Below are 25,949 nucleotides of genomic sequence, written 5' to 3' on the forward strand. Positions count from 1 at the left end.
CATGCCGGGGTGCGCCCTCTTGATAGAAGGGTCAGGCATTGATGCGGCCACCTTGGCGCTCACTGTGCGGGCATCCATCGCTCAGCGGTCCATTTGAGTACGGTGGTTGGCGAAAGAGGATTGGATGATTTTGCAGCGGTGTCTTTTGAGAGCGCCCGAAGTGCATCTATTGCTGACGGAGTAGATTCCGATATGTACAAGACCATATCCGTTGTTGGAAGAGCTATAACAAGGAGACCTTGCTGAGCATTTGCAAGAGGTGCCCACTGAGAAAGAATGGCGACGCGGCCGACTTCATACACGCTACCTGTAATAGCGCCAATCTGTCCGCTTCCGACGGGCTTCGCACTGTCAGCGAGAGGCTTCAGTGTGGCTTGCAGATTCTCACCACCAAGCTCAAACAGCTGATTCTGTGACATGTTGAGCTTTCTCAGGTCGCGATCGTCAAGCGGTCTCATCGCGCGCGGCGTATCGAGCACGGCTACCGATACCAGCCCTTCAACGAGTGGCTTCGTTTGAAGCGTCGGGCCATCACTACTCAACGATTCCTGCGCTCGCTTGATATATTCGCTTGACCGGACAACGAGGCGCACTGAGCTTCTGTCTACCGGCGCATTCTGTTGTTTTAGCACTTGCGCCACACCCTTGGCATACCGATCAATTTCGGATGCGCAACCAGAATTATTAGAGCGGCAAAAACCGAAAACTCTGTCTAGATTGGCCTGCAATGCGCCAACCGACAGTGTAAATGGCCCCTTTATTGCGACGGGCGTGTCGCCAACCTCGCGCCGTACTGCTTGTGCAGCAAATTCAGTAAATGTCTGTTCCTCCATTGGTATGGCTTGGGCTGCGGCTTCAACTGACAAGAAGGCCAACAAACTTGCCGACACTGCACATGCTTTGTTCAAAACTAACTCCCTTGCAAATTGGTGACGCCGAAAGTTCGACGTGAGCTGTCAGGCTGTAGAGCGAAGGCAATATGCCGTCAAGAAAATCGAACGATTGGTCACGGCGCGGCTCTTCCCGTAGCATCGGCGCCTGACTTTACAAACAAGCCGGCAGCGCCGCTGGCCGTCATGAACGCAAAGATTGGCCAGAGTACTCCCTGGCCTACAGGTTCAGAAACGATAAGCGCGAGGCCGGCAGCACTGACGCCCAGGCCAATGCATAAAACGAAGCCGTACCGCCGCATTCTGAAGACACCAATGGAGGCGATGAGGCAGCCCACTCCGAACGCAACGATGGCAGATAGCATTCCAAAGAACATGGGTGAGTTGGGTTCGGCCTGGATGATAGCCGCGCTCCCTACAAGGACCAGCAGTACTCCAGAGAGTGCCAGGAGTGCGGCGAATAGCTTTGCAAGCATGAGGCAGGGAAGAAGGAGCCTAACGTGAAGATGACCGGACCATCAAAACTGGGGGCGAAGCCGCCTCCTGCAGTTGTGGATCCGTGTCGATTGACATGTTATGCATAAGTCACTTCTCCGATCGTTTCGGCTTTAGCGCCCAACCCGTCGCAATCAGGATGAGGCCAAATACCAGCAAACTCCACACGAGCATACTCGACTCCCTGGCGGAAACGACACGCATGTAGCACGTAGCGTTGGAGCTGCCAGGCACGCCACATCAGCCCCGAAGTGGCCTCCTGTTGTGGCCTGTCCCAGCCGAGCGACTTGTTAAGGCTGCGCTGCGACACCTTGCCTCCGTGTAAATGAGCGGAAGACCTGCATGTGCACAACGTACGCAACGAAGAGGGCAACCACAACGAGCGCCCAGTGCCACGCCTCAAAACCTGGCTGGTAGAAACGAAGGGGCAGGTTAGTGGCTTCGGCCAGCAAGGCAACCTCCAAAGCAGCCAAGACCACTGAGGCGACGTAGCACCAAGCAGGTGTGCGCGCGGGTACCGAGGCATTTTTTTGACGCCGACCGGCAAGACGCAGAAAAAAGCCAAGCGCGATAGCACCCAAAATAACTGCAAGCATTAATTTGCCCAGGACGGCTACGACGGATGCCCCAGAAGCGGACAGAACCAAGCCTGCCACATCAGCGACAACCAGAAACCCATCCGCAACTTTTCTTTTGAGCGCCAGAAACATTTCGTTGGTGAACCTCAACGTCGAAGCCAAGCGGGACCGAAGGCGTCCGCCCTGGGCGACCTGTTGAACGGCTTGCTCATTAAATTGTCCATGTATTGGGGTCCCCTTCGATAGCAATCTGCATGCTCTCGTAGTGATCTGAATTGTCTTCAAGATGCATCTGCAATCCATTCTCGAACTCAAACACCAACAGCTTGTCGCTGACGATTTCGCAACGTCTGACTCCGGCGTTCATGACGTCGTAGAAGCCGGGCTCTGGCCATTTTCCTTCCTCCCAGTACGCCGCCAGTTCGCCGTCGCGAAAGATGCTTATTGGGGATTGAACTGCGAAGCTCACAGAGCCGAACGTGAATTGGAGATCGAACTGCCCAACCCGCAATTGCGTAGTGAACTCACCGACAACTGACGACAGGTCAAGCTCCTTGGGAAATCTGTACATATTCTGCAGTTCAACGTTTGACATGAGAGGCGGCTTGCAGCTGGTGCAGCCAGCTGCAAGACGTCCTCTCGATGGAAGGGTTAGGACTCACCGGACCTCGAACTCGAAAACTACTGGTTCAGCATCTGCAACTGATACACGGATGGTGTAGCGACCCGGTGGATCGCCTGCAGCGACAGACCATGAGTTAAAAATTTTTCCGTTTTTGGGAGCAACTTCTCGCTCAAGAATGGAAGTCCTTTTATCGGCTGAAAATTCTTGAGAACCCGCGGGCGAACTACCCCACACAGCTGGAGCTGACGGCAGAGTAAATTCCTCTCGCCACTTGACCTTCTCTTGTTTTGTTCTTAGCTCCACAACCCATCCGTAGGCCTGATTGACCGACAGGGGAACGGTCTTCGAAGGGGTAAAACTTGCTTTACCGTCTTCAATCGTGAACAAGCCGAACTCTGCTCGCTCAATTTGAACCGACCGGGATGGTACGGGTGATGTCGCTTTTGAAGTGGGTTGATCGCACCCAACCATGAGAGCGAAGACTAGGAAAAGTGAGAGTGGTGCAATTTTGCGCATGTGAGCTCTACCGTAAAAATGACCGAACCACCAACATAAGCGGCGAAGCCGCCTCCTGCTGTAGTGGGTCTGTGTCGATTGACAAGTTAAGCATCCGGACCTCCACGATACCCTTTGGGGTAGACCGTCCACATTGCCGTGAAGTCAGGATCGATGACTACCTCACCAGTGGTCTTGAGCCTATATTCACCAGGAAAGGCCGGTTCCAAGCGCGAAAGATCGGGCGGGATGCTACGCTCCGCGCCAGTCGACAATTTCAGTACCAGCCCTTCGTCCAGGTTCACGCGTACTACCTCTCCATGAAACTCTTCAAGTGAAGCGACCGCGTCGTCCAAGGTGCGGTGAGTTACGCCGATCAGCACGCGTTTTCCAAGCAGCTCGTACACCTGCTCCGCGGTGAAGGTGAGATTGGGCTCGTAAGAAGCTTCTGGCATAGAAGGTTTAACGTTTGACGTAAGGAGCGGCTCGCACGCGGGACGTCCCATTGACGGAGGGGTTAGGCATCTGGGTGGGGTCGAGCATGATGTGAGTGCCTGAAGGATGAATCGGCTTGCTTCTTAGGTGGGAGGCCGATGGTGAAACGATAGGTACAGCTGTTTCAGCCGGGCTGGCAACTCGCGCCAATAGGGCTCTGTCTTGGACTCGGGAACCCCCCAAAACAGATTCTCCACGAACGAAACATCAATGCACTCTCTTGCCTCTTCGTCGCAGACGAGTGCCGCTTCGCCGATGAAGTGAAAGAGGGGTTTATGGGTCTCGAATGCAATAGATCGACTCATCTGGCGGTTGAGTTCGTTAGCCAGGCTATGAAACCAAGAGTAGGCGTCATCTGGCTCCAACTCTCCCCTCCTGACGTGTTCGCGATCCGCCGAGGTGGCAACTTCCGGGAAGCGATCCCGAACCGCACGATATAACTGCTGCAGGTTCAAGGTGGATTCCTAACGTAATGTATGCCGCAAACCCTGCTGTATGACTTGGCGCTTGCAATCTAATCCGGACATCCAAAACTCCTGTAAGCCGCTTGCATGCTGGGTTTCAAGGCAATTCTCTGAAATTCATACAGCTATAAAAATTCTGTGAAACCCCGCAATCCTCCGCTGCAGTCTGCCCGCTTGCTGGATCAGGTCCGGGAGCGGGTTCGGTATTTGCACTATAGCCTTGGCACCGGGAAAACTTACCTGTATTGGGTCCGTTTTTTGTCCGTTGGCACGGCCGCAATGGCCACATGACGCATCCGCACGACATGGGGGGCCGCGAAGTAGAAGCTTTCCTCACCATGCCAGCCAATGCGGGCTGGGGTTTTGCTTCGCGAGTACTGAAGCGACCTGTCGATCGTCAGGGCAGAAATCACACATGTGCGGCCCTCATTCCTTTGGATACATGACTCTGTAGACCGTGGCACCTTCTCGCCAGTAGGACGGTCCTTGGCGAACCCTGATGTTCAGCGCTGGTGAAGCACCTATCGTCTCCCCGTCTTTAATCACCGGTCCACTGCTGACGAGATACTGGGCCATGTTCATGAGCAGGGAGAAAACTTCCAGGCCATTCCGATTCACGTCCTTGGTCTCAATTTCCCGAAGGTCAAACTTCTCCATTCCTTGCGTGGACAGCGAGAACCCCTTCTCCAGATCGGTTGAGATACGGAAGTTGACCCAAAGCCAAACGGGCGGCCTCGCTCGACTGGCCTGCGCGCTCTGTTTCAGGAACGCCTCACGGGACTGCAGGCTCGCGCCCCAATAGCTTGCGATGGCATTCTGGTCCATCAGCGTTGTCACCACGTCGGTCTGCAAGAGATAAGCGTCCAGCTGATCGAGATTCGTGTCCAGGATACTGACGTATACATGGGCTTGGTGCCGGGCAGTCTCTTCGCAGGCCCTCTTCCAGTACCAAGCGCCTTGGCACAAGTCGTCAATCTGGCCTTTTGGCAGAGGTGCATCGATGAGGCCAATCATCACCGTACCACCCCGCGATCGAAGAAGAATGATCTTTTGGCCGTCTGCTTCCATGTCATCAATCTTGACCCTTCCCTTGAGCCGCACCTCGAGCTGTGCACGAAAGGCCGCTGCATCGGGAAGCCTTGATTCAGCAAGAAGTACAAACGAGCCAGCCCGGACCTTGCTGGGCTCTGCAGCCGTGGCGAGTGTTGAGGTGATGACAAACGCAAGCAGGGCTAAAAGTGAACGCATGGTGTTGTGTGTGATGCTTTGCGCGTATTAAGCCTGTAGTCTGCGTCGGATAGCAAGAGTGGAATTGCCGTCACGTGCACGGTTTAACGCTTTAGAAGGACAGTGCTGACCGGTTTTCCGGTCGGCACCTCCCAACAGAAGGGTTCAGTGCCTCTTTTAAAGTACTCAAGGCACATCATGCGGATTGTATTTACCGGCGACAAGAAAGTAGAGAGCTATGGGCAAGCAGGCAATCCCGATAACCACTCCGATGGCACCGAACAAAGAGGTAACCAGGCTCATGGCGATCAGGCCAAGGCCTACGGTGAAGATTGCGACTGCCAGAACAACCCTGATCAACAGCGGCATAGGCCGCCAGTGGGATTCTTCGGCTTCATCCTGAGCTTCGGTTGACGGCCGCAGAAGGACTGAGCTGACGTATCCGGCAACAACGGCAGCGACTGCCATCTTGACGAATGGCCACACGGAGATGCCGGCTCTCAGATCGGTCTTGACGGTCGCGACGACATAAATTAGCCAGAAGGCCCAGCACGCACCGACGAGTAGAAGTTTTCGCATGGCCGGTGACGACTAAGGTTTGAGATACCCGGTACAACCCTGCTTGGCGAGGCGGCCAAGGCCAACAATGGCGGCTACACCATTGAATGGAGGGTTCCCGGCGCCGCGCCGGCTCATGTGGGCAGTCCGCATGCGGCGATAAACGCTTCCAGAAAGCCAACCATCGGCGTGCCGCGCTCGCGGTAGCGAGACAGCTTGCCGGATGCCCGGGCGGCAAAGTCAGGCGCATTTGCCGCCTTGGCGATGGCGAGGTCGGCATGGTAGTTCATGGGTGTCCATGTGGTGGGGCGGCGCAAGAACCGAAACGGGCAGTCGGCATCCGGTACGCGGTTAGCCCAATGGTCCAGCGCTTGCCAACTGTCGATCCCTGCCAGCAACGGCAGTGCATGCGCCAGTACAGAGGCAAGCTCAGCCGCGGCACGCTCTGCTGCCGGGCCGTTGTTCACCAGCATGGTGTATTGGTTTTCACCACCAGGCAGCACGCCCTTTAGGCTCAATGGCAGGTTGTGCGCGTCGGCCAATCGCTTGAGGTCGATCTCCAGATCGAAGCTCGCCATCGACGAGACAGCGGCTTTCATATGGGACGGATATTTGGGGCAGAGATTCAATGCGAACTCGAACGACCAACTCGGCACACGCCCGTAGAACTCAAGCTTGAACAGATTGGTGGAGCTTGTGAACCAGCTGTGGCCACGGCCGCTCTTCCAGCCCTGAAGGGGTCCGAAGGTCGGTGTCAGCAAATTCCGCAGCGTGCTCGCCGCGAACTGGGGAGAAATGGGCTCGGCGATAAGACTCATGGGGTTGGGGTGGCTGTTTTGAGTAGCAGAAATACCGTGCCCCCGTTTGAGCTGCGCGGCCCCGGGCAAGACACAGCACTTCTGGTCAACTCGCTGCCACCTTACGGCCAAACCAGAAGCCAAGAACGCCCAACGCCACCGCGATCCAGCCGATGGTGTAGCCGCCGCTGTTGCCCTCGACAAGCCTGGCCTTGAACGCGGCTGTATCGCGGTACGCGATCACCTGGCGGCTTGGGGTGCTCAGGCTGAACACCGACTTTTCGTCCTTCGGATCGAACCTGACTGTCACGGTTTCACCACCCAGCCCGTCCAGCGAACGCTCAGAGTTCGGCTCGCCCACGCGCACAGTCTCGATGCCTGCGGAGGTTTGTATGTCCAGCTCCGCGTAACGGCTCGCAAGTACACCTTTTTTTGTCTTGCGCTCAACAACGCGGGCGCTCAGGGCTTTGCCGGTGGCAGTGCTCAATTCAGCCTCAGAAGGGACCTTGTGGCGCGACGGGCGCTTGCGGTCCTCCGCATACTCGGCACCGAGCCATACCAGGCCCCCAATGAACAGCACAAGTGAAATCTTTGTCAGGCTCAAAACCAATTCCCCCCAATATTTGAAGTACATCAGTGACGAACGCACGGGGTCCTTATCCAGTGCTCGCCGCTTGTCTCGCATGAATGCGAGGATCCCCATCCCAGGCGGGCCTCCGGTCGTGAGACCTGCGGCTTCATCAGTTCACCTGGGGAGGCAAATCACGGCGATTATCACCATGAGAATCGACCTCGCCAAGAACGCTTTGGAACCTATGGCGTGGATGCGACAGACAAGCACAGGCGTGCGCACGAGTCCGGTCGTCAGATAGGCCCCCTTCCCGCTCGAAATGCTATTGATTTAATAGCTGTTTGCGCCCGTCCACATTGGTCTGCAGCCAGTTTTCATGCATAAAAAGAGGTCAAAACCGCTCTTTGGAGGCCACTACAGGGTCTTTTGCGAGGTATGGCAGCGCCAGAATCAACTGTTTTTGGGTATTTTCATATACGAAACAGGCCCCAAGACCAATGCGGATGAGCGCAAGCAGCTACTGATTTGATAGCAAAACAAGGGGCGCGCAAAAAAGCGCCGTCTTCGTTTCAGCCCTATGCAGAGGCAGGCCTCAGTGCGCGCATGCCGCAGCGTCGGCGCTGCCCCCTGCCCCACCTGCGGCAAAGAGAACTCCAGGAAGCAACGAAAGGTCAGGGACCACGCTCGCCGTTCACTTGCGGCCGTACTCTTGCGCCAGCGCCAGGGCAACCCGGCCAATAAGCTCGATAGGAAGCTCCTCCTTCAGCGGGAAGGACAAATTGCCCTTTTCGCCACGGTATGGCGCGAGTTCCTGTATGAGGCGCGCATCTTGCGTGACAGGCGGATAGACGCCAATGTGCTTCTTGAATGCAGCGAAGTAGAAGAACACCCGACCGCGCTTGAATGCGGGCATGTTGTAGCTTACGCAGCGCGAGGCGCCAGGCACCAAGGCCTCAACTTTTTCCTGAATGGATTGGAGCTGAAGGCGCGACTCGGCGGGCACGCTCGCGAAGTACTCTTCATGTGAAGCGAAAGCCATGGCGTAATTCGTGCTGTCTAACGTTTGAGATGTGAGGCGTGACCCGGCTTGCCGGGACGCGTCCTCTCAATTAAAAGGCTGGGCACCACTGCAAGTCAAGTGCGTTAGCTACCAGCGCGCTCAGGCCTTGCGTCAGTGACAAGTCGCAAGATTGACATGAGGGCTTCTTCCGCCAGTGTTCCGTGTTGCTTTCCGTTGTACTCAACATCCAGCAGGCTCGCAGGCCGATACTTGCCAGAGAGGTAGGCGTGAATACGTTGAACGCGTTGGGTGTTTTCGGGCGTCCCAGGCTTCAGGTTATCGGGGGCTATGTGCATTGCGACGAGCGACAGGAACTCCTCGTCAGTGAGTTCCGCAAAGCTCTTGCCGAAATATGCCTGTGCGGCGGCCGCATAGCCATGAACAGGCTGGCCATTCTTGCTGCCCAGATAGCAGATATTCAGGAACAATTGCATTTGATCGTTCTTGGAAACCAGCGAATCCAGGGCGTATTGCGCAATCAGCGTCTGGCGAACTTTAGCGATACCTTGCTTGAACCCGTCCGGGAAGTAAATGAGCTTGACCAGACCTTGCGTGATGGTCGTCATTCCTGCGCCGGGAGTTTGAAGATCGACGCCGTGATGCCGGGTGAACGCCGGGTCTTCGACTGCCAACAACATGGCTTGCCTGTCCTTCGACAAGTCTGTGGGTTTCAGCCGGGCTCCAAAGCGCTTCCAGGTTTCGGAAATCAGAGACGGTGTTGCAACTCTGGCAGCCCTCACTTCGTTGGCGTAATAGCCGGCTGCGAGAACCAGGGCAAGTGCACTTGCACCTGAGAGCCCCAGGATCGTGCGAATGACTGCTTGACCGATCTTCATGTTGTGGCTGATCTCGGAAAGTGATGTGCGAGGGAATTCGTGACGCCTAACGCGACGTTGACTGGCGACCCGGCAAAGTTGGGAACGAAGGGGGCGAACGCCGCTGGACGTCCGTTTCGAACGACAGGTTATGTCGCAACAGCCTCAAAGAATGCTCTCCGGCCGATCCGCGTATCGGCTCATGAATAGACGGAATGTCGGAGCCATCTGTTCCCCACCCTCGTCCGAGGCTGTGACGCGGTACACCGGGGCGAGTTGATTCCGGTCGCTCGTCAGTCGGACTGCGTAAAGCCAACTGTTCATAAGATGATCAGCGAACACGAAGCAGTCGGGATACGCGAAGCGATCCGGATAGATGACACCGCCTGAATCATCCAGTTCGTCTTTCACGGGCCTGATCTCCGCCAACGGCCAAAAGCGGAAGTACACATCATCCATCTCATGGCCAGTTCCGTTTTCAGCAACGAAATAGGCTCGGACATCCTCAGGCAAAGCTACTTCGTACCGGCGCTCAAATTCCGCAATCGCTTCCTCAGTTGCGCCAGCGCTTACGCCCACTCCAGCGTCGCGCCATTGCTTGTGCACGCGCTGCCAGAGATTGCCGACATCAGGAGGCGGTGGCGTTCGCGACATAACGTAAAGATGACCGGACCATCAACAATTGCGGCGAAGCCGCATCCTGTCGTTGTGGGTGCGCGTCGATGGATATGTTAGACGGCATCTCCCGTGTCCTTGCCGTCTTCAGACGGCGCGCTCCGCGATTCGGTTGAGCCTCGGCCACTTCGGCCAATATCGAACGGCAACAATGTCGCTGGCGCGAAAGCCATAGCGCGTCGTCTGCTTCCCCGCTTGAATCTGAGGCGCACCGGAGGTCGAAGTAGCTGTGAACTCATAAAACACGACGTACACCACGCTTCCATCGTCATTCTTCTCTACTGAACTTACCACTGCACCTTTCGTTCTGCGGCCCCAGCGCTCGAGCACATACGACGCGGCAGCGCGAAGGCACAACGACCCGATCACCGCTAGCCCAATTGCGATGCCTCCGAGGAACTGCCATGTGCTATCGAAGCCCATGCTGATGCCTTCTAGCGTTTGACATGAGAAGCGGGCCAACGGGCGCGAAGCGGCCTCCGAAGTGTCTGCCCGACGGTGGGGCCAGGCCTCATTTCGGCTGCCCTTCCTCTTGAGCAATGACCTCGGCGACGAGAGGAAGAGCCAGCATTCGCGCCCTGTGATCGAGGATTCGGGGAAGGCGGGAGAGGTCCACCCCGTCACTCTCCAGCCAGCGGGCCAAGGTTAGAAGATACAGGTCTGACACAGAAAACTCTTCTCCCAGAACCCACGGTCCACGCAGATACTCATCTTCAATAAGCGAGAAGGCGTCACCCACAGATTGAGGAACCTTCCTTCGCATCGCGTCCCACGCTTCAGGTTCGTCTGCCCATCTGTGGCCGCGCATTCGGTGGGCGTGGGCGACATGAACCGTGGAGCACAAATAGCCGTTGAAAGCGTTCATCTCCGCAAGTCGAAACGTGTCACCAAGCGGAGCCAGATGCGCGTCCGGGTACGTCTGGGCGATGAACATGAGCATGGCCGGTGTTTCCGTCAGGACCCCGCGCCCCGTCACAAGCGCTGGAACCCGGCCCTTCGGATTGACCTTCAGGTAGTCTGCCGCCCGTTGTTCATTCTTCGAGAAGTCGATCCGTACCAGTTCGTACTCTGCATTTGCATGAGCCAGCGCCAGATGCGTTGCCAGCGCACAAGTATTGGGGGTGTAGTAAAGCGTGAGCATGTGACCTCTCAATTTTGAATTGACGATGCGAGGAACTGCTTCAAGTGACGCCTAACGTTGAAGTTGACCGGCTTCAGCCAACAACTCGATTGCCCCCGTGTGCCCCTGGCTTGCCGCCGCCGTCAACCACCGGAGAGCCTCGGTTGTGTTCTCCGGGAACTGCAGAAGATGCTGGCCGAGTTTCCACTGGGATGAATCCAGCCCCGCCTCTGCACATTCACGGAGAAGGCGGACGGCAGCCAAGACGTCCTGACTTGTGCCCATGCCGTGATAGGTGAAGCTCGCAACCCAGTGCTTTGCCTCCAGCAGGCCGCCGGCGGCAGCTTTCTTGTACCAGACCAGCGCTTCGACCGGGTTCCTGGGCGAGCTCTCGTCCGCCAAGTGACCAAGATAGAACTCGGCCTCGTGGTCCCCATCTCCGGCGAGTTCGTGCAGCCGTTCCCGCGCCTCTTCGGGCGCCAGATCGTAATAAATGTCCTCGGCGGCCGTCACGTGATGCCTAACGTAGAGGGTGACCGGACCGCAACATTTGCAGCGGAGCCGTCTTTTGAAGTTGCGAATCCGCGTTGACCGACCAGTTAGACCGCATTGGGATCTCCCAGCGTTTGATACATGACATGAGCTAGCTCAAACTGGTTGCAGCCACGCGACGCAATGCCGCCCTCGTCGTCTGGGCGTTCGAGCTCCCACCCTTCCTCTACGTCGGACCAGTACAGCAGCTTATCGCCAAAGGCAGCGACGGCAACGACATACTCACCCGGTGAATCCGCGACCGACAGCTCACGCGGAGCTATGCATGCCTTCTCTAAAGCTGCCCGATGCTCCGGATGCAACCCGCGAAGGCCGTCTTCCAAAAGGTCGGCGACTTCAGCGATGGTGGCAGAGCGAAACATTGAGGTGCGGTCTAACGGTTGACTTAACCGGACCGCCGCAGGCGGGTCCGCTTGAAGAAAGGGCTTGGCATCATTTCGCACGGCCTGAAAAGAAGAAGCGGATGACCAACATGGCCAGTCCCCCAAGCAACATATAGCGACCAACGCCCTTCTGGGCATCAGAGGAGTCGTCCTGGTTGATGTCTTGAAGCGTGCTGGGTGCTTCAGGTAGATAGCGAACCGTCATGGTGGATGGGACAGAGTTGCTGCGCAAGGCACGGCCAAGCTCCGCAGCAACGCCGACTTCAGTCCGAATTTCGCGACCATCCTCCGTAGTGAAGCGAACATGCGCTGTGTAAAGGCTGTCAGCATGGGTATTCTTCTTCTCCTTCCACTCCAGCCTGGTTACCTCGGCCTTGGTCGTCTTGCCGTGATCGCGCAATGCCGAAAACTTGGTGGCGTTCTTGTGACCGGCATACATAAAAAAGATGCCAAACACAACAAGACAGATCGCGACGACTCGGCTACCTAAGATTCGAAACATCGGTGGCTCCTTAGGCCTAACGTAAAAATGATCGGACCACCAACAAATGCGGCGGAACCACATCCTGCTGTTGTGGCTCCGCGCCGGTTGATATGTTATGTGGCGTAGCGTATCGCGACTTCATATGCGATTCAAACAAGAATGTAGCCACGACGACGCCGAAAGACAAGATGCCGGCTTGCCGGGGTACGTCTGGTTGATTGAGGGGTTAGACGCCATTGCTAAACGACTCGACTGCTGTCCGGTACGCTGCCAGTGGCTCCGAAGCACCTGCTATGGCGCGGCCGATGACGATGTGAGTGGCGCCTGCCCTGGCCGCCGCAGCAGGAGTGGAGATGCGCACCTGGTCTGTGGCTGCCGGCTGGGAAAGCTGAATGCCGGGGCAGACGATGAGTACCCCGGCAGGCAAGGAATCACACAAGTAGGCGGCCTCCTGGGCGGAGGCCACGATACCGTGGCAGCCTGACTTGCAAGCCAGCGAAGCGAGGCGGAAAACCTGGTCTTTGACTGATGATGCAAGACCGATCTCTGGGAGCTCGGCGTCAGAAAGGCTTGTGATGACCGTAAGGCCAAGAACTTTTAGATTGGAGTATGGCTCGGCAGCACTGGCAGCCGCTCGCAGAACGGCCGAACCCGCCGACGCATGGACCGTGACCATTGAAACCCCAAGCTTGCCAGCGGCTTTGACGGCACTGGCTACGGAGTTGGGTATCTCGTGAAGCTTGAGATCGAGGAAGACCTGTTTGCCTGCCGACACCAGCTCTCGAACTACCTGCGGTCCAGCCTCTGTGAGCAGCTGAAGGCCGACCTTGTAGTGATCGGCTTCGGGACCGAGCCGATTGACCAATGCCAACGCCTCAGCCGAGGATTCGAAGTCGAGCGCGACGATGACTGGTGATGGCATATGTGAAATGGAGTCTAACGGTGGAGGCCAGACGCGGCCGCAGATCGTCGCCACTGGGTCGATTTGTTAGCTGTCTTGCTCTTCATCGGGATCGCACCTTGAAGTTTTCGTCAATGTGGACGACCGAATCAGACGAGCCACGGTTCGAACAGTCAAAGCCTTGCAATCTGAGTATCGGAAAGCTGTTGAGGCGAACGTTGACGTCCTTGTGCCTCTTGCCCGCGTGGCGTGAATGAATGGCAGTTTTCGTCAAGTAATTGTTGCTGACCCTGTAGTAAGACCCATCGTTATAGTTCTCGTCAAGAGTCTCTTCGCCGACGAATTCAAGGTCTTTGAGACTCGCGTTGTATCGAAACTGCATGGTGTAACTCGACGCGCGAGCGGCGTCCGCATACTCGACCGCCTGCACAAACACAGAATTCTTTTTTATATCGATGTTATAGAACTTGCTCACGCGACAAAACTCGTCAGACGCGGAAAGGACTCCATAGCTTCCATCCGGATTTCCCTTGAGAATGAAAAGGCGCTCCTCGCGCTGTGGATTTCCACCTCTCTGCCCAGTGGCCACTAAAGCCAGATCAGCGATTCCGTCACCGTCCAGATCGCCTTCGGCGCTTGTCCAGATGAAATCCAGATGCGGAAAAGCGGCCGAAATTGCGGAGATGGCCTTCCGTCCCGTTGGCGTGTATTCAGCAGATACAGGCAGGGCTGAGGTGCAGAGAAGCGCAAAGATCAGCAGGAGCCTGGTGGCTACCATGAGCGGCACCTAACGTTTGTCTTGATGGAAGGGTTAGGCCGCATTCTCAGCGAAGCTCCTTGCGAACCACCAATTTGAGTCCCGACCAGACTTCCGTGACGGCGCAGACCTTGATATCTACGAAGCCAAGTGGCAGCGCCAACTCGCGGATAGTGTCTTCTGTGATGGTGGTCGGTACCTTGGCTGATTTTTTTGGCCAGGAGACCCACAGCGCTGCGTCGGGTTTCAGCTTCTTGCGCAAGACACTCAGAGTCTTTGCCAGTTCTTCTCGCTGCGTGACAAAGGCGTGAGCGATATCTACCTTTGAATCGGGCTGGCTCACAAACTGCACGGCTGGTGGAAGTGGGGCCAACAGACTTTCGTACTCCTCAGGTGCTGCGATGAGCAGCACTCGATGCGCCTCTTTGATGCCAAGCTTCCTGGAAAGCGGCGTTCCAGAGTATCCAGCGGTGTTTGAGGTTGCCATGCGTCTTAACGTTGGACATGAGAGGCGGCACAAGGGTGAAGCCCCTGTGCCGTTCTCTCGATGGAAGAGTTAGTCGCCTGTTTCATCTGCGAGGCTTGGCTTTTTTCCCTTGCGGCGTGGTGGCTCCCGGCCCACAAAGTGGGCAAGTACCATGAGTCCCAGACCGAGCAAGATGAAGAACGGAGGTCCAAGGAACAATAACAACACGGCGCCAACCAGGACAAGAAGGCCGAAGCCTGGCGCGTTTTCGGCGCGTGTGGCCTGAACGGCACCCTGCGTTCCGCCTAAAACCGCAACCCACATTGCCCAAGCCGCCACAAATGAGAGCAGCCCTGCCAGGAGCAGAACCCTACGCCATGCCTTGGATGCACTCGGCGCGCCAAACGCTACGGCGGCACCGAGCATCCAGGCGCCAACAGGCGCCGCAGCACCTGGCAGGAGTGATCCGAAGGACACCCAACCGAGCAGAGCAACGAGGGCTCCGCCTAAGAGTGCAGGGCCCAGGCGACCGGCAATGGTAAAACTAGGCATGCTTTTTTTGGGATGTCATCTGTGCTGAGGGGCCAGGGAGTTTGCTGCGGCCTAACGTAGAAGTGATCGGCAGACCATATGCGCGCGACAGCGTGCCTCGAGGACGTCCGTGTCGACTGCCATGTTATGCATTGCCCGTCCCTTTGGTTAGCTGCTTGCTCCGAATATGAAAGGCCCCGCCAAGTGCCATGAGCAGAAGACTTCCTTCCGCAAACACGGGGCCGATCGCCACGAGGATTCCGAGCCACCGGGCCGCCCCGATCACCAAAAGCGTGATCCCCAGAATCCGTAGCCTCTCGCCACGTTCGATGCCTCGGTCAGCCAACGCGAGCCAAAGGGATACAAGGGCAAATGGCACGGACAGCATCACCCCCGCGACTATAAATGCTGCGGCGTACTGAGCCGGGTGTCCAGCGGACGGGGAACCTGCCAACACCGTAATCGCCGCGGCAGCTAACACCGCCATGAAGCCGAACGCAACACTCAAGATTGTTTGCATTTGCCTACCCTTTGACGTAAGGAGCGGCCCGCTTGCGGGACGTCCCCTTGACGGAGAGGTTAGGCAGCGCCGCGCCGCTCACGGAGTTGCCCTGGTCCGTTTGGGATTTGACGGGGGCGAAGGCCAGGAGTTTGTTTCCGTCATATGGAGGTTGTCCTCGACAGTCTGGAGCATGGAGTCGGCTTGTTCTTCGACGGTTGTGTGCTCAAGATACTGCCAGGGAGTCAGACTGTGCCACGTACGCCTGTACTGCTCTGCCCGATAGCACACTGCAGCCACCTTGGCGTTCAGGTTTGATGCAATGCCTTCGACGGTGCCCGTGGCGAGAATGTCGCGAACGGCCTGTGGCTTCGATTCGGCTTTGCGCTTGGCAAATTCCAGCGCCTCAGAGAGCAACGCCTCGTACTTGGCTGCCATTTCAGACAACTTCGCCTTGTTGTCTCGCTTGGTGATGCGCCGAAACTCAGCCATTGCACTGCCTAACGTAATGTATTTCGTAAAACCTGCGACATAACCTGACGCTTGCAATCTAATCTGGACATCAGAACCTTTGGTAAGCTGCTTGCACGCTGGATTTCAAGGCAATGCTCTGAAATTCATACTGTTATAAAAATTCCGCGAAACCCCGCAATCCCCCACTGCAGTCTGCCCACTTGCTGGATCAGGTCCGGGAGCGGGTTCGGTATTTGCACTATAGCCTTGGCACCGAGAAAACTTACCTGTATTGGGTCCGATTTTTGTCCGCTGGCATGGCCAGAACGGCCACATGACGCATCCGCGCGACATGAAGGCATACGCATCCTTACCGCTCCTCCGCCTAGCGCCGACGAGCAGGCATCAAGACCTCAAGGTCTTGAATGGCGGCGGTGGCTTTCGACCTGGCCCAAACTACTGGAATGAGGCTGAACAGCGGAAGCAGAAAGACGAGATAGAAGAAGAGTTGGATGCCCGCAGCAATTTTCATGGTTCCAAGTAGCCGGGTTCGCTGTACGAATTCGGTGTTTTCCAGATCGCCTTCCCATAGCGATAGCTGGCGACAAACGATTATGAACCCGACGATCGCCAGGGCGGACGCCGTGAGGCTCAAAAACCAAAACGTCTTTTCCGGCATTTGCCTGTTGCCCAGGATGTTCAGGTGAAGCAGTAAATCGGCTTGTCTGAGCGCGATCTCGATCAGAAACGGGAGCTGAAGCACTATTGCCGCAGTGAGGAGTTTGCGTGCCAACTGCAAGGTACTTTTGTGCCTGTGAATTTCGCGAAGTGCTGTCATGCTTGTTTGATGATGAGAGATGCGCCGCTGATGAGGCTTACCGTTCGGGCTTCCCGGCGCACAGCAAGCGCCGCGTAGCAGCATCCTGCTGCTGCGTGTCCGAGCCAGGCGAAATGTCAGACATGTCTGGTTACCTGGTTTGCTTTAGATGAATACACTCCGGCTGGCCTCGGACTTTGGCCCAGTACTCAAGCCTGGCATCGTCATCAATGTCGATAATGCCGCCGTACATCGTGTCGCCACCTTTCCTCTTGGGGCCAGAGATCCAGTAACGCGCTCCCGTCTCTTCCTCGATGCAGTTGTATTTGTAGCCGGACTTCGTTTTCAGAAAACGCTTGCCGGCGTACGTGTACGAGCGCGTCGAGCGCGACATCTCCACCCAGCCAATGCGGCCGGAACCGCTCAAACCACCCGATTTGTTCTCGATATACATGATGCGCTTCATGCTCCGGCTCTCTACTCTTAATGTCTAACGTTTGACTTAAGCGGACCGCCGCAGGCACGTTCGCTTGAAGGAAGGATTAGGCGCCACTCAGGTCGGCCAGGCCAAGTTGAATTGGAACTTGGTAGTCCGCGGCAATGAGGCTGGCTCGAAAGGACTTTCGAGGATGGATCGTGAGCTTGTGATCAACGATGGCAATGCGATCGACCAAGCTTGGAGCATCATCGTAGAACTTCACCTCTGCAACTCTAACCATCTTCGAGCGCTGCGTTCTCAGATTTGTGACTTCAACGAATACCTCGGTGGGTTGTGGATGCACGGGGACCGTTTGCTCAACGCGTACACGGTATTGCTTTGTCGCTTTGACCTTAAGGCACACTCTGAGCGCCTCGCCTTCTGACTCGACTGAGTGTCGAAGCACTTCAAGCGCTGGCGTCTCGGTTGGCGCAAGCATGCGCAGCGCTGAAAACGTTGCCTCGGTAACTACAGCCAGTTTTCTCTCGTCCGGCAGGGAATTGAACGCTGGATCCATTCCGCAGAGCACGAAGCGGTGCCAATGCTCCGTGGCGTATTCAGTCATACTGACTGCCCCATCGGGCAGAGATGGTGTAAAGCACAGGTAGAGATGATCAGCGTGACCGATAGACATTCCAAGTTCTTCGCACTTCATCCCGACGCGCTGGCCAAGAGCTACACATGCGCGTGGGAAACCATAGAGCTTCGATGCGTAGTTCGGCATGGGATGCTCGAACTGAGGGGGATCGATGCTCTCGAAGTACCGAATGTCGCGCAGAGGCTTGGGTGTTTTGAGTGGTGAGCGCATATTGACGCCTAACGTAGGAGATGACCGGCGACCAAGGGACAGGAGAGTCGTAAGCGCGGACGCCCTTGGGCGTCCGTGTGGACCAGCATGTTAGAGCATGCACCTAGAAGCACGTGCCCGCCCATGAACATCCGATGAAGATGGCTGTGAGTAGCACCGGCATGGCCATGGCCAATACGTAAGCCACGGCGATTGCAATTCGAACCCTGAGTGAGCACGGCATGTATTTGATCAGGCCGAACGCGCCGACGAACGGAAGCAGTAGCAGTACGGCCAAGAGTATCCATTCGGCAACTGTGCCATGCAACGAGCGAAACCGGGGAAGGAGCAGCACGCATACGCCGAGCGCCATGGGGCCGAATGAGACGGCTAGCGTCAGAAATTTCCAGGATGCAGCTATCGTCGGCCTCATGGACACACTAACGTGAACGTAATCGGCGACCAATGCCAGGTGCGACCGTAGGGAGCGGACACCATTGGGCGTCTGTGTTGACGGGCAAGTTAAGTCTCAACACCCGGGTGCCTCCGCAGCATTTCAGAAATATAGGTCGTTGCAACGATATCCTCTTTCAAGATGGCGATCGATCCTACCCACTTCCCCTGTGCCTCCAATGAATCACAGATGTGCACAGAAATGCAAAAACGGGCTGCATCGCCAACCAAAAGGTTCTGCAAACGTATCACGGCGGCCCAAGGGAATTCCCCGGCGCGAAAGATAAGCGAGCGAACTCCATCGCCGTAAAAGTCCTGATTGTGGAACCAGACATCAGAACTCTCCCAAGGACCAACAAGTGGGACTAATACCGCTTCGACTGATACTTGAAGATCACCGTCGATGTGGCCATGAGAGTCTCCCTGCTCGTCGAAGAAATCAGAAGATCCCTTCAGCTGTTGAACCACAGCCCAATACTCGTCCTCTGAGATTACGCTTCGAATGTTCAAGGGCATACGCTTTGAGACCTGACGTTTGACTTAAGCTGCCCGCGGAAGGCAGGTCCGCATTAAAAGAGGGTTAGGTCTCACAGCCACCTTCGCACCCTCTGTGTGTACGACGTGTAATCGTTACCAAACATGCGCCGCAGTACCCTCTCTTCGGGTTGAATCTGGAAGCGAGTGACATAGAGAACGAAGAGTGCAGAGCCGGCCAGAAGCGCAGGCGCTKACAAGTAGAAACTCCATGCCACCAGAAGCAAGGCGAGTGCGACGTACATTGGATTGCGAGTGATCCGATAGACACCGGACGTGACGAGTGACGATGCGTTCTCCGGCTTCAAAGGATTGACCGTGGTCCTGGCTCGCCGAAACGCAATGGTGCCAGCGATGCTGAAGTAGCCACCAATGACCGCGACGACGCCGGCTGCGACGATGCGAGTAGCGGGCGACAGTTCAAGCGTCGGCGCAACATTTCTAGCAATCCACATGGCGACCGCAATGATTAGCGCCACGAGCGGCGGTGGGATCTTGAGTTCGAGGGCGCGCATAGCTTGGACTCTGAGGTCTAACGTTTGACATGAGAGGGGGCGCCCGGCTTGCCGGGCCACATCCTCTCGATGGAAGGGCTAGGCGTCACTGTCGTCAGTGTCTGATGACTCACCTTGATGAGAAAGCTTCAGCCCACCTTTCCCGTCCGGTAGCCACACGGCCCCGGTTTCTGAGCTTGCATCAAAAAACCCAAGTTGATGCTTGGCTGCAAGGCTAAAGACCTGCTCATATGCGGCTTCTGCCTTGGACCAGGCGAACGCGGCGTAGATTGCTTCCTTCCCGACGCTATAGTCGGTGACAGCCGAATCATCCTCTGGAAACTCTTCCGAAGAGAAGGGGCCGTTCATTGCCGGGTACAACTTGATCATCTCAAGGAACCAAGCCTGAAGTTCTGGTGTGGAGACCTTTGGATCGTCGTAGCTGTGATCCTCGGACCATTCGGATGTCTCTTCCCACCAGGAAAGAAATGCCTCGCGTTCATTCGGCGCCTTAGCGGGTGCAAAGACAAGCAAGTCATAGCTCATTCAGGGTCTCCAGGTGTAAGCAGTTCGGCTATGCGCCTTGTGACGCCTAACGTTAGATAACCGGCGCACAACACTTCGCGGCGACGCCGCCTCCTGCTGTTGTGGGTCCGTGTCGATTGATAGGTCAGGCTTCACCTGGTACTCTTCCAAGAAGATCGACGATTGAGTTCCAATAGCTTGAGTTGGGCACTGAGTCCATCATCTGAAAGCCAAGATTAATGGGGCGCCAAACTGCTCCGCCTATCAGGCGAACAGCCAGGAACGGATAGTCGAAGAAGTCCTCTTCATTTGGGGGTTGATCTGGCTTAAACCACTCGCCTTGCCTGGCCTTAAGCAAAACCTCACCGGCAAACGAACCGAAGGCATAGATGGACTTTGCTACCTGTTCCATCTTGGCACCGCCGGTTTTCCATTCTTCCAGAACGGAGTCGACTCGGCGCAGTGTGGATGGGGCAAAGGAGGAAATGTCGACGGCGTAGATCTTTTGCGTCATCCGAATGGCATCGTTGGCATATCCATCTACTGTTTCGATGGATGGCTGAAAGTGCAATGGAATCAATGTTGTCCCCTGAGGATTGTGTGAAATCTAACGTGTATGTGAGCGGTCGCCACAGGCGATCCACTCGGCAGGCGTGTCAGGAATCATCCTTTTCGAATGCTTCATTTGTGAGTTCCTCGTCAAGTAGCTCGTGCATCCAGGAGCCACCACCAGAGTAGACCAACTCCGCGTAGTCTGGCTTCTTACCTGTGCCTTTCGTAAAAGCCAGTACGGGGTGCACATATTCCGCGCCAGTATTCATCACCCTCGACCCATCGACGATGCATGCCAAATGGAACGCCAGGTTTTCAGTCAACTCCCGCAGCTTCTTCTCCTTCTTCACTCCAGCTTCGACGAAGCCATCGCGGACCGTTATCAGGATCTCCAGCAGCATGCGTCGTTGGTGCGCCTCAAAGGCTGAAGAATCATTCACAAGGGTGCTCATTGATGACTCCTAACGTGAAGATAATCGGCGCCCACCCAAGGTGGCCGCGAAGCAGCAGGACGCCTTTGGGCGTCCGCGTTGACTGACCTGTCAGGTTTCAATGCCACGATTTCACCGACTCCATACGAATAGTGCAATCCCCATCAGAGATACCAACAGGGCGAACAAGAGCACAAGATATGAAGGGTAGCCTAGCCAGCCGAAGTAGCGCAATTCCCGGCTTTGAAAGATCGTGTTGCATCCAGGGCAGCGAACTCCGAATAGGACTACCCCAGGTACCTCGTCCGCTCTCGTTGGAAGCAGCATTCCGAAAAGGCGAGCCACGGTAATCCTCAATCGATGAGCGCGCCCTACGAAGGACTTCCCGCACTCTGGACACACATCATGCTTCTCCATGAAACCCTAACGTAAAAATGAACGGACCACCAACACTTGCGGCGCCGCCGCCTCCTGCTGTTGTGGCTCCGTGTCGATTGACCAGTTAGATGTGCACGCAGGAGCCAGCTTGCTCATTGAGTACCTCCTGGCATTGGATCAGAACCATCACCCGGCGGAGGCGCTTTGCGTCTGCGAGGCTCCGCGTCGGCCAAGTGCACAAGCAAAACGCAGACTACTCCAAGGACAGGCAGTAGCCACACGATCAGGCATTGAAAGGTCTTCTGAGTCGTAGTCAGTGCCGGCGAAAGCACAACCCATGCAGCGAAGGCAAGGTTCGCCACGACCAGAACGACGACGCATATGGCGAGTGTGTTCATCATCTAACGTTTAATTTAAGCGGACCGCCGTAGGCCGGTCCGCTTGAAGGAAGGGTTAGAGGGCGCTGGCTGATTAGCCTACGAATACCAAGTACGCAATTGGCAAGATCACGACACTGCCAACGCCCCCCATGAATAACAGGGCGAAAACATCGAACCAAAGCTCTGTGACGGTTCCGATTCTCGCCTTCACTTTGCCATTTCCTTCGTGAATTAGCACGGTTACCGTCTCACCAATCTTTGGATGTCGCGAGGAACTGGTAACGCTACTTCTAAGGTTAGTTGACTGTCCATTATTCAGGCAAAATTCTACTCTGTAGTACCGCATCTGAATGCCGTTCATTCGGTAGCTCCATTCGCTCGCAACTTTGCCGAGTACACGATACGACTTGGCAATGAATAGAAACTGATGCGCTGCCAGTGCAAGGGCACTGAATAGCGCCGTCATTGCTACGAAAGTAAGGATCGCGACCGCGACGGATGCCACCATTTGCGCCCTCTATCGTTTGAGGTAAGCGGCAGAATCCGGTACCACGGGGGGCTGTCCGCTTGACCGAATGGTTAGACCGCACTCTGGCCGAGTATGCGTCGGACTTCTGCGAGAACAAGGCCGCGCCAGCCAGGAAATGGCGCGAGTGCAAGTCCCGGACCGGGAATCAGCGTTTGCCAAATGGCCACAGCTGGTGAATGGCATCCCATGGTCCTTGAGCGAAGCGCAAATGCGGCGCCTCCCCCTTTTTTAGTATGTCCTCCGCTGTAATCAAGTGATTGACCCGATCGATGACCTCCTGCGCTTCGATCGACACACTGTGCAAATTGATTTTCTCGGTACGCAGCTGGGCGCGCAGGCGCTCCAGCGCCTTGCGGAACGCTGGAAGCTGATGCAATTGATCGCGAGTCACGATGGTGCTGGTTATGACCAACAGCTGAAGCACACCTCTCTTGTTCATCAACGGACGCACCCGCGTCTCGCTATCAACAGAAGCCGCCACCTTTGTCACAGCAGCATCTATGAGCTTCATCACGGACTCGAACGGATCGGCCGGAGGCGCCGGAGGAACTACTGGTCCATCGTCATATAGACGGACCGGGCGAGCTGCAGTCGAGGATTTGATAAAGACATCAATGTCGCCCGGCAGGATCATGAAGCGAAACGCCACCGCTGCCTTGCCGAACTCGTCCTCAAGCTGTTGCCATCCGGCGGGGGGCAATGCGAGGAAGGCTAAGGTCAGCCCGATGGAGTCGACGCAACAACGAAGCTCCCCAACATGCGGTTGCCTCGACTGGGTGTGCCAGATCAGGTCGTCTTCATGATTGAGCATGTCATCCCAGCTACAGCTTGCGGGGGGCCTAGCCAGCATGCGTCGGGCCAGTTTCAATTGATTGTCTGGTGTCATGTCGAACCGGATGCTGAGTTTGTATTTTTTTGGTTTGAAGCAGTGCTACGGAATTCCAAACAACGGTCATTGAAACAGCACTACTTCACGCTCTAACGTAATGTATGCCGCAAAACCTGCGGTATAACCTGGCGCTTGCAATCTAATCTGGACATTAAAACCTCCCGTAATGCGCTTGCATGCTGGATTTCAAGGAAATATTCTCTAAATCCAAAGAGTCATAAAAATTCCGTGAACCCCGCAATCCTCCCTTGCAGTCTGCCCGCTTGCCGGACCAGGTCCGGGACCGGGTTCGGTATTTGCACTATAGCCTCGGCGCCGGGAAAACTTACCTGTACTGGGTTCGTTTTTTTCCCGCTAGGCATGGCCGCAACAGCCACATGACGCATCCGCGCGACATGGGGGCACAGAGGTGGAAGCCGTATCCGTTTGCGCCTTGCACCTCGATGAATTACACCCATGTGCTAAAGGTTGCCTCTGGGCGGCACAGCCAGCCCGCTGGACGCCCTGCTCGCCTGATACGCTATTGATTTGATAGCTGCTCGCGCACATTCCGATTGGGCTTCAGCCCGTTCTAATACCTAAAAAGAGGCAAAAACCGCTTTGGAGGTCGCGCCAGAGCCTTTGCAAAGTGTGGCAGCGCCAAAATCCCTTGTTTTTGAATATTTTTTGGCCGTTTTTAGATATGAAACAAGCCTACAGACCAATGCAAGCCTGCGCAAGCAGCTACTGATTTGATAGCGCCAACAAAAACGGCGCACAAGGCGCCGTCTTCGTTCCAGCCCCATGCAAGAGCCTCAGTGCGCGCCAGCCGCAGCATCGGCACTCCCCGCCCCCGCCTTGGTGTGCTGCGCCCAGAGAAGCAAACCAGTCAAGCGGTGTGCCGAAGGCGTGTCCGTTTGAGCGATGGGTTAAAACTGGCAGCCACGATGGGGGAAAGGGCCAGAGTTCGAGCACAAAGGTTCAGGATCCGAAGAAGTAGCGGCCGTTTCGCAGACCGAAAATCATGATGTCCGACTCTTTTACTGTGGCGCCACTGGGCAATTTGGTGCCGGAGAACTCGACCACCAACCAACCTTTCGGCTCTATGGTCGGGGTGAGTCCACGACTAACAGCCTGTTTGTATTGGGCCTCGTAGGTTGAAAATGGAACTATCTTTGCCGAGATGACACCTCCGCCACTCACCCGCCCGCCAAACTGAGCTTCCACAGGGCCGCGGTCTTGCTCGCGCGACAACGACACCAACGCCATGTACGACCGGACGTCTTTCTTTGCGAGAGCCGTCTTGTACGACTCGACAAGCTGCTCTGGCGACTGTGCACCTTGCGCGAGAGCCTGTGTCGCACTGAAGAACAGGAACAGGGAAAAGGCGATTCTCAACATATCGATCCTCAAAGTTAAAGTTCAACGGGGTCCGGAACGCCTTAGGCAACGATGCCACTGATCCGCTATGGAACGGCGTTGTGTCACGGCTTCTGGCGATTGCAAATTTGAGTGCCATGTCAGCCCTCGCCATTTGCGCGGAAACCGCAATGCCTGCACGATGAAGCAAGCACGCTGCCAGAATCGCCTCCATTGTCTTCAAATTTTCCACAGAAAAACCCGTTGCACCTGGGACAGCGGCTTGCAACGCGTCCCAAGCCTGCGACGACCATTGCACCGAAACCCGTGCAAACAACAGCGGTAATGATATTGATATGTTCACCAAGTGGCCTAAGCGTGAACATGGCGATGAGACCCACACCGATCACGAGCAAGCCCGACCAGAAAAGCCCCAGGAAAATACGCATTTTTCTAATAAACCGCGCGTCTTGTTCAGTGATCATTGCGAAGCCCAACGTAGATGAGAGCGAGCGCCGAAGGTGGCCCGCTCGAATGTCATGTCCAGTGGCGACTGGCGCTTCATGACGGGAAACCTGTTACCAGTGCTCTCCGCCTCTTCAACAGTGGCAACACCACATGGAAATTTCTTATGAGATCGTCCTCGGACATGACGACGACAGGGAACCTCACCTGGAACACCCCCAAAACGCCCTTCCGATGCACCACTGATATCCAGAATCTCCGGCCCCGAACTCTCCCAGGAAATGCCCACCTGCCAGCCATTTGGATCGGTCATAAACAAGTCTCCATTCTTCTTTGGCCAAGGACCAGGCCAAGGTATTCCGATGTAGCCAAGTGTCCAACCATCGCGCTCCGAACGGGCAATGGTGTTTTCTTCGTTGTACGTATTGATACGATGCATCTAGAGCTATTTAACGTTTGGCACGAGAGGCCGGGCTCGACTTGCCGGGGGCGAGTCCTCTCGATGGAAGGGGCAGCCGTCACTTGGCACATTGCTCTGCCCGGTCGAGAAATTTTAGCCATACGATGGATGCGGTATGTGGAATTAATGTGCCAGGCAACCTCAGGGCTTCTGGGCTAGTCGAATTCAACGTTGAGGCGAGCCTCATACGCAGTGCATTGCCGACAAACATAAATGTGGCCAGAGTGCATGCCGTCTACCCGTTCCTCGGAACACCAGTACACATCAAGCTTCATCCCGCAGCCAGCGCAATAGGAACGCGAATGAACCGAAAAGACAAACGCAACGAGACCAATGAGAACGCAAAGGCACATGGCAACAAATGCAGTTGTCATTTGTCCGGTGGCAATACCCCAAATCATGCAAGCAAGGCCACCACAAGTTGTGACAATAAAACCACCGATCCGCAGTGCGTAGAAGGCCTTTGAGCGCCTGAGAATTGCCCGCATGCTGAAACTCTTGAAGTCTATGAGCTGTGCTTGTTGCATGATGCCTAACGTTGAACTTGA

The 25,949-nt window shown here is 55.9% G+C and carries 35 protein-coding genes; all 35 read right to left on the bottom strand.

The genetic code is table 11. The features are described from left to right. Window positions 1-59: 59 nt before the first annotated feature. The 35 genes from AC1DY9_RS20550 to AC1DY9_RS20720 all read right to left on the bottom strand — a co-directional run bounded on the left by AC1DY9_RS20550 (window position 60) and on the right by AC1DY9_RS20720 (window position 25,928). Window positions 60-908: a DUF1444 domain-containing protein gene (locus tag AC1DY9_RS20550; protein ID WP_477667510.1), complete on the bottom strand. Its 849-nt coding sequence runs from the start codon at window positions 906-908 to the stop codon at window positions 60-62. Window positions 909-1,675: 767 nt separating this feature from the next. Continuing rightward, the gene (locus AC1DY9_RS20555) at window positions 1,676-2,095 is read right to left on the bottom strand and encodes a hypothetical protein (RefSeq protein WP_477667511.1); all 420 of its coding nucleotides are present in this window, start codon (window positions 2,093-2,095) and stop codon (window positions 1,676-1,678) included. Between the two features lie 79 nt (window positions 2,096-2,174). After that, a complete protein-coding gene (locus AC1DY9_RS20560) occupies window positions 2,175-2,558 on the bottom strand; it encodes a hypothetical protein (protein ID WP_477667512.1) in 384 nt (127 codons plus the stop codon). 63 nt (window positions 2,559-2,621) lie between these two features. Next, window positions 2,622-2,975: a hypothetical protein gene (locus AC1DY9_RS20565; protein WP_477667513.1), complete on the bottom strand. Its 354-nt coding sequence runs from the start codon at window positions 2,973-2,975 to the stop codon at window positions 2,622-2,624. A 215-nt stretch (window positions 2,976-3,190) separates the two neighbouring features. Beyond that, window positions 3,191-3,538: a hypothetical protein gene (locus AC1DY9_RS20570; RefSeq protein ID WP_477667514.1), complete on the bottom strand. Its 348-nt coding sequence runs from the start codon at window positions 3,536-3,538 to the stop codon at window positions 3,191-3,193. Window positions 3,539-3,661: 123 nt separating this feature from the next. Further along, a complete protein-coding gene (locus AC1DY9_RS20575; protein ID WP_477667515.1) occupies window positions 3,662-4,033 on the bottom strand; it encodes a DUF7674 family protein in 372 nt (123 codons plus the stop codon). Window positions 4,034-4,468: 435 nt separating this feature from the next. Then, window positions 4,469-5,290: a DUF4261 domain-containing protein gene (locus tag AC1DY9_RS20580; RefSeq protein WP_477667516.1), complete on the bottom strand. Its 822-nt coding sequence runs from the start codon at window positions 5,288-5,290 to the stop codon at window positions 4,469-4,471. 165 nt (window positions 5,291-5,455) lie between these two features. Next, on the bottom strand, window positions 5,456-5,848 hold the full coding sequence (locus AC1DY9_RS20585) for a hypothetical protein (protein ID WP_477667517.1): 393 nt from the start codon (window positions 5,846-5,848) through the stop codon (window positions 5,456-5,458). 113 nt (window positions 5,849-5,961) lie between these two features. Then, complete coding sequence (locus AC1DY9_RS20590; protein WP_477667518.1) at window positions 5,962-6,645, bottom strand: hypothetical protein; 684 nt, start codon at window positions 6,643-6,645, stop codon at window positions 5,962-5,964. Window positions 6,646-6,730: 85 nt separating this feature from the next. Next, complete coding sequence (locus tag AC1DY9_RS20595) at window positions 6,731-7,327, bottom strand: hypothetical protein (protein ID WP_477667519.1); 597 nt, start codon at window positions 7,325-7,327, stop codon at window positions 6,731-6,733. Between the two features lie 559 nt (window positions 7,328-7,886). Beyond that, window positions 7,887-8,234, bottom strand: coding sequence for an iron chaperone (locus AC1DY9_RS20600; protein WP_477667520.1), 348 nt, complete (start codon window positions 8,232-8,234; stop codon window positions 7,887-7,889). A 104-nt stretch (window positions 8,235-8,338) separates the two neighbouring features. Further along, complete coding sequence (locus tag AC1DY9_RS20605; RefSeq protein WP_457279009.1) at window positions 8,339-9,091, bottom strand: transglycosylase domain-containing protein; 753 nt, start codon at window positions 9,089-9,091, stop codon at window positions 8,339-8,341. 144 nt (window positions 9,092-9,235) lie between these two features. Further along, the gene (locus AC1DY9_RS20610; protein WP_457279010.1) at window positions 9,236-9,724 is read right to left on the bottom strand and encodes an SMI1/KNR4 family protein; all 489 of its coding nucleotides are present in this window, start codon (window positions 9,722-9,724) and stop codon (window positions 9,236-9,238) included. Between the two features lie 532 nt (window positions 9,725-10,256). After that, window positions 10,257-10,886 carry a glutathione S-transferase family protein gene (locus tag AC1DY9_RS20615; RefSeq protein ID WP_477667521.1) on the bottom strand — a complete coding sequence of 210 codons (630 nt, stop codon included), beginning with the start codon at window positions 10,884-10,886 and terminating at the stop codon, window positions 10,257-10,259. Window positions 10,887-10,937: 51 nt separating this feature from the next. Then, on the bottom strand, window positions 10,938-11,378 hold the full coding sequence (locus AC1DY9_RS20620; protein ID WP_477667522.1) for a tetratricopeptide repeat protein: 441 nt from the start codon (window positions 11,376-11,378) through the stop codon (window positions 10,938-10,940). A gap of 86 nt (window positions 11,379-11,464) precedes the next feature. After that, the gene (locus AC1DY9_RS20625; RefSeq protein WP_477667523.1) at window positions 11,465-11,779 is read right to left on the bottom strand and encodes a hypothetical protein; all 315 of its coding nucleotides are present in this window, start codon (window positions 11,777-11,779) and stop codon (window positions 11,465-11,467) included. Window positions 11,780-11,849: 70 nt separating this feature from the next. Next, on the bottom strand, window positions 11,850-12,302 hold the full coding sequence (locus AC1DY9_RS20630; protein WP_457279014.1) for a DUF3592 domain-containing protein: 453 nt from the start codon (window positions 12,300-12,302) through the stop codon (window positions 11,850-11,852). A 208-nt stretch (window positions 12,303-12,510) separates the two neighbouring features. Continuing rightward, complete coding sequence (gene pyrF, locus AC1DY9_RS20635) at window positions 12,511-13,206, bottom strand: orotidine-5'-phosphate decarboxylase (RefSeq protein WP_457279015.1); 696 nt, start codon at window positions 13,204-13,206, stop codon at window positions 12,511-12,513. Between the two features lie 82 nt (window positions 13,207-13,288). After that, a complete protein-coding gene (locus AC1DY9_RS20640; protein WP_477667524.1) occupies window positions 13,289-13,963 on the bottom strand; it encodes a hypothetical protein in 675 nt (224 codons plus the stop codon). Between the two features lie 46 nt (window positions 13,964-14,009). Beyond that, window positions 14,010-14,429 carry a DUF3052 domain-containing protein gene (locus tag AC1DY9_RS20645; protein WP_457279017.1) on the bottom strand — a complete coding sequence of 140 codons (420 nt, stop codon included), beginning with the start codon at window positions 14,427-14,429 and terminating at the stop codon, window positions 14,010-14,012. Window positions 14,430-15,084: 655 nt separating this feature from the next. After that, the gene (locus AC1DY9_RS20650) at window positions 15,085-15,459 is read right to left on the bottom strand and encodes a hypothetical protein (protein ID WP_477667525.1); all 375 of its coding nucleotides are present in this window, start codon (window positions 15,457-15,459) and stop codon (window positions 15,085-15,087) included. Window positions 15,460-15,537: 78 nt separating this feature from the next. Beyond that, the gene (locus tag AC1DY9_RS20655) at window positions 15,538-15,930 is read right to left on the bottom strand and encodes a hypothetical protein (protein WP_457279019.1); all 393 of its coding nucleotides are present in this window, start codon (window positions 15,928-15,930) and stop codon (window positions 15,538-15,540) included. Between the two features lie 346 nt (window positions 15,931-16,276). Next, a complete protein-coding gene (locus tag AC1DY9_RS20660) occupies window positions 16,277-16,729 on the bottom strand; it encodes a hypothetical protein (RefSeq protein ID WP_457279020.1) in 453 nt (150 codons plus the stop codon). Between the two features lie 130 nt (window positions 16,730-16,859). Then, the gene (locus AC1DY9_RS20665; RefSeq protein WP_457279021.1) at window positions 16,860-17,174 is read right to left on the bottom strand and encodes a 1-deoxy-D-xylulose-5-phosphate synthase; all 315 of its coding nucleotides are present in this window, start codon (window positions 17,172-17,174) and stop codon (window positions 16,860-16,862) included. Window positions 17,175-17,250: 76 nt separating this feature from the next. After that, on the bottom strand, window positions 17,251-17,994 hold the full coding sequence (locus AC1DY9_RS20670; protein WP_457279022.1) for a hypothetical protein: 744 nt from the start codon (window positions 17,992-17,994) through the stop codon (window positions 17,251-17,253). 501 nt (window positions 17,995-18,495) lie between these two features. Continuing rightward, window positions 18,496-18,936, bottom strand: coding sequence for a hypothetical protein (locus tag AC1DY9_RS20675; RefSeq protein ID WP_477667526.1), 441 nt, complete (start codon window positions 18,934-18,936; stop codon window positions 18,496-18,498). A gap of 77 nt (window positions 18,937-19,013) precedes the next feature. After that, window positions 19,014-19,475: a methyltransferase family protein gene (locus AC1DY9_RS20680; protein WP_477667527.1), complete on the bottom strand. Its 462-nt coding sequence runs from the start codon at window positions 19,473-19,475 to the stop codon at window positions 19,014-19,016. A gap of 78 nt (window positions 19,476-19,553) precedes the next feature. After that, complete coding sequence (locus AC1DY9_RS20685; RefSeq protein ID WP_457279025.1) at window positions 19,554-20,000, bottom strand: hypothetical protein; 447 nt, start codon at window positions 19,998-20,000, stop codon at window positions 19,554-19,556. A gap of 124 nt (window positions 20,001-20,124) precedes the next feature. Continuing rightward, window positions 20,125-20,559, bottom strand: coding sequence for a hypothetical protein (locus AC1DY9_RS20690; protein WP_457279026.1), 435 nt, complete (start codon window positions 20,557-20,559; stop codon window positions 20,125-20,127). 76 nt (window positions 20,560-20,635) lie between these two features. After that, window positions 20,636-20,983 carry a hypothetical protein gene (locus tag AC1DY9_RS20695; protein ID WP_477667528.1) on the bottom strand — a complete coding sequence of 116 codons (348 nt, stop codon included), beginning with the start codon at window positions 20,981-20,983 and terminating at the stop codon, window positions 20,636-20,638. A 1,411-nt stretch (window positions 20,984-22,394) separates the two neighbouring features. Further along, entirely contained in the window at window positions 22,395-23,135 is a 741-nt protein-coding gene (locus AC1DY9_RS20700) for a hypothetical protein (RefSeq protein ID WP_477667529.1), read from the bottom strand. Window positions 23,136-24,098: 963 nt separating this feature from the next. Further along, on the bottom strand, window positions 24,099-24,518 hold the full coding sequence (locus AC1DY9_RS20705; RefSeq protein ID WP_457279030.1) for a hypothetical protein: 420 nt from the start codon (window positions 24,516-24,518) through the stop codon (window positions 24,099-24,101). Window positions 24,519-24,637: 119 nt separating this feature from the next. Continuing rightward, window positions 24,638-24,961, bottom strand: coding sequence for a hypothetical protein (locus AC1DY9_RS20710; protein ID WP_477667530.1), 324 nt, complete (start codon window positions 24,959-24,961; stop codon window positions 24,638-24,640). After that, the gene (locus AC1DY9_RS20715; protein ID WP_477667531.1) at window positions 24,958-25,380 is read right to left on the bottom strand and encodes a hypothetical protein; all 423 of its coding nucleotides are present in this window, start codon (window positions 25,378-25,380) and stop codon (window positions 24,958-24,960) included. Before AC1DY9_RS20715 ends, AC1DY9_RS20710 begins: the two co-directional genes overlap by 4 nt. Before the next feature lie 176 nt (window positions 25,381-25,556). Beyond that, window positions 25,557-25,928, bottom strand: coding sequence for a hypothetical protein (locus AC1DY9_RS20720; protein WP_457279033.1), 372 nt, complete (start codon window positions 25,926-25,928; stop codon window positions 25,557-25,559). Window positions 25,929-25,949: the final 21 nt, after the last annotated feature.

Source organism: Polaromonas sp. P1_F6 (genome assembly GCF_056405695.1).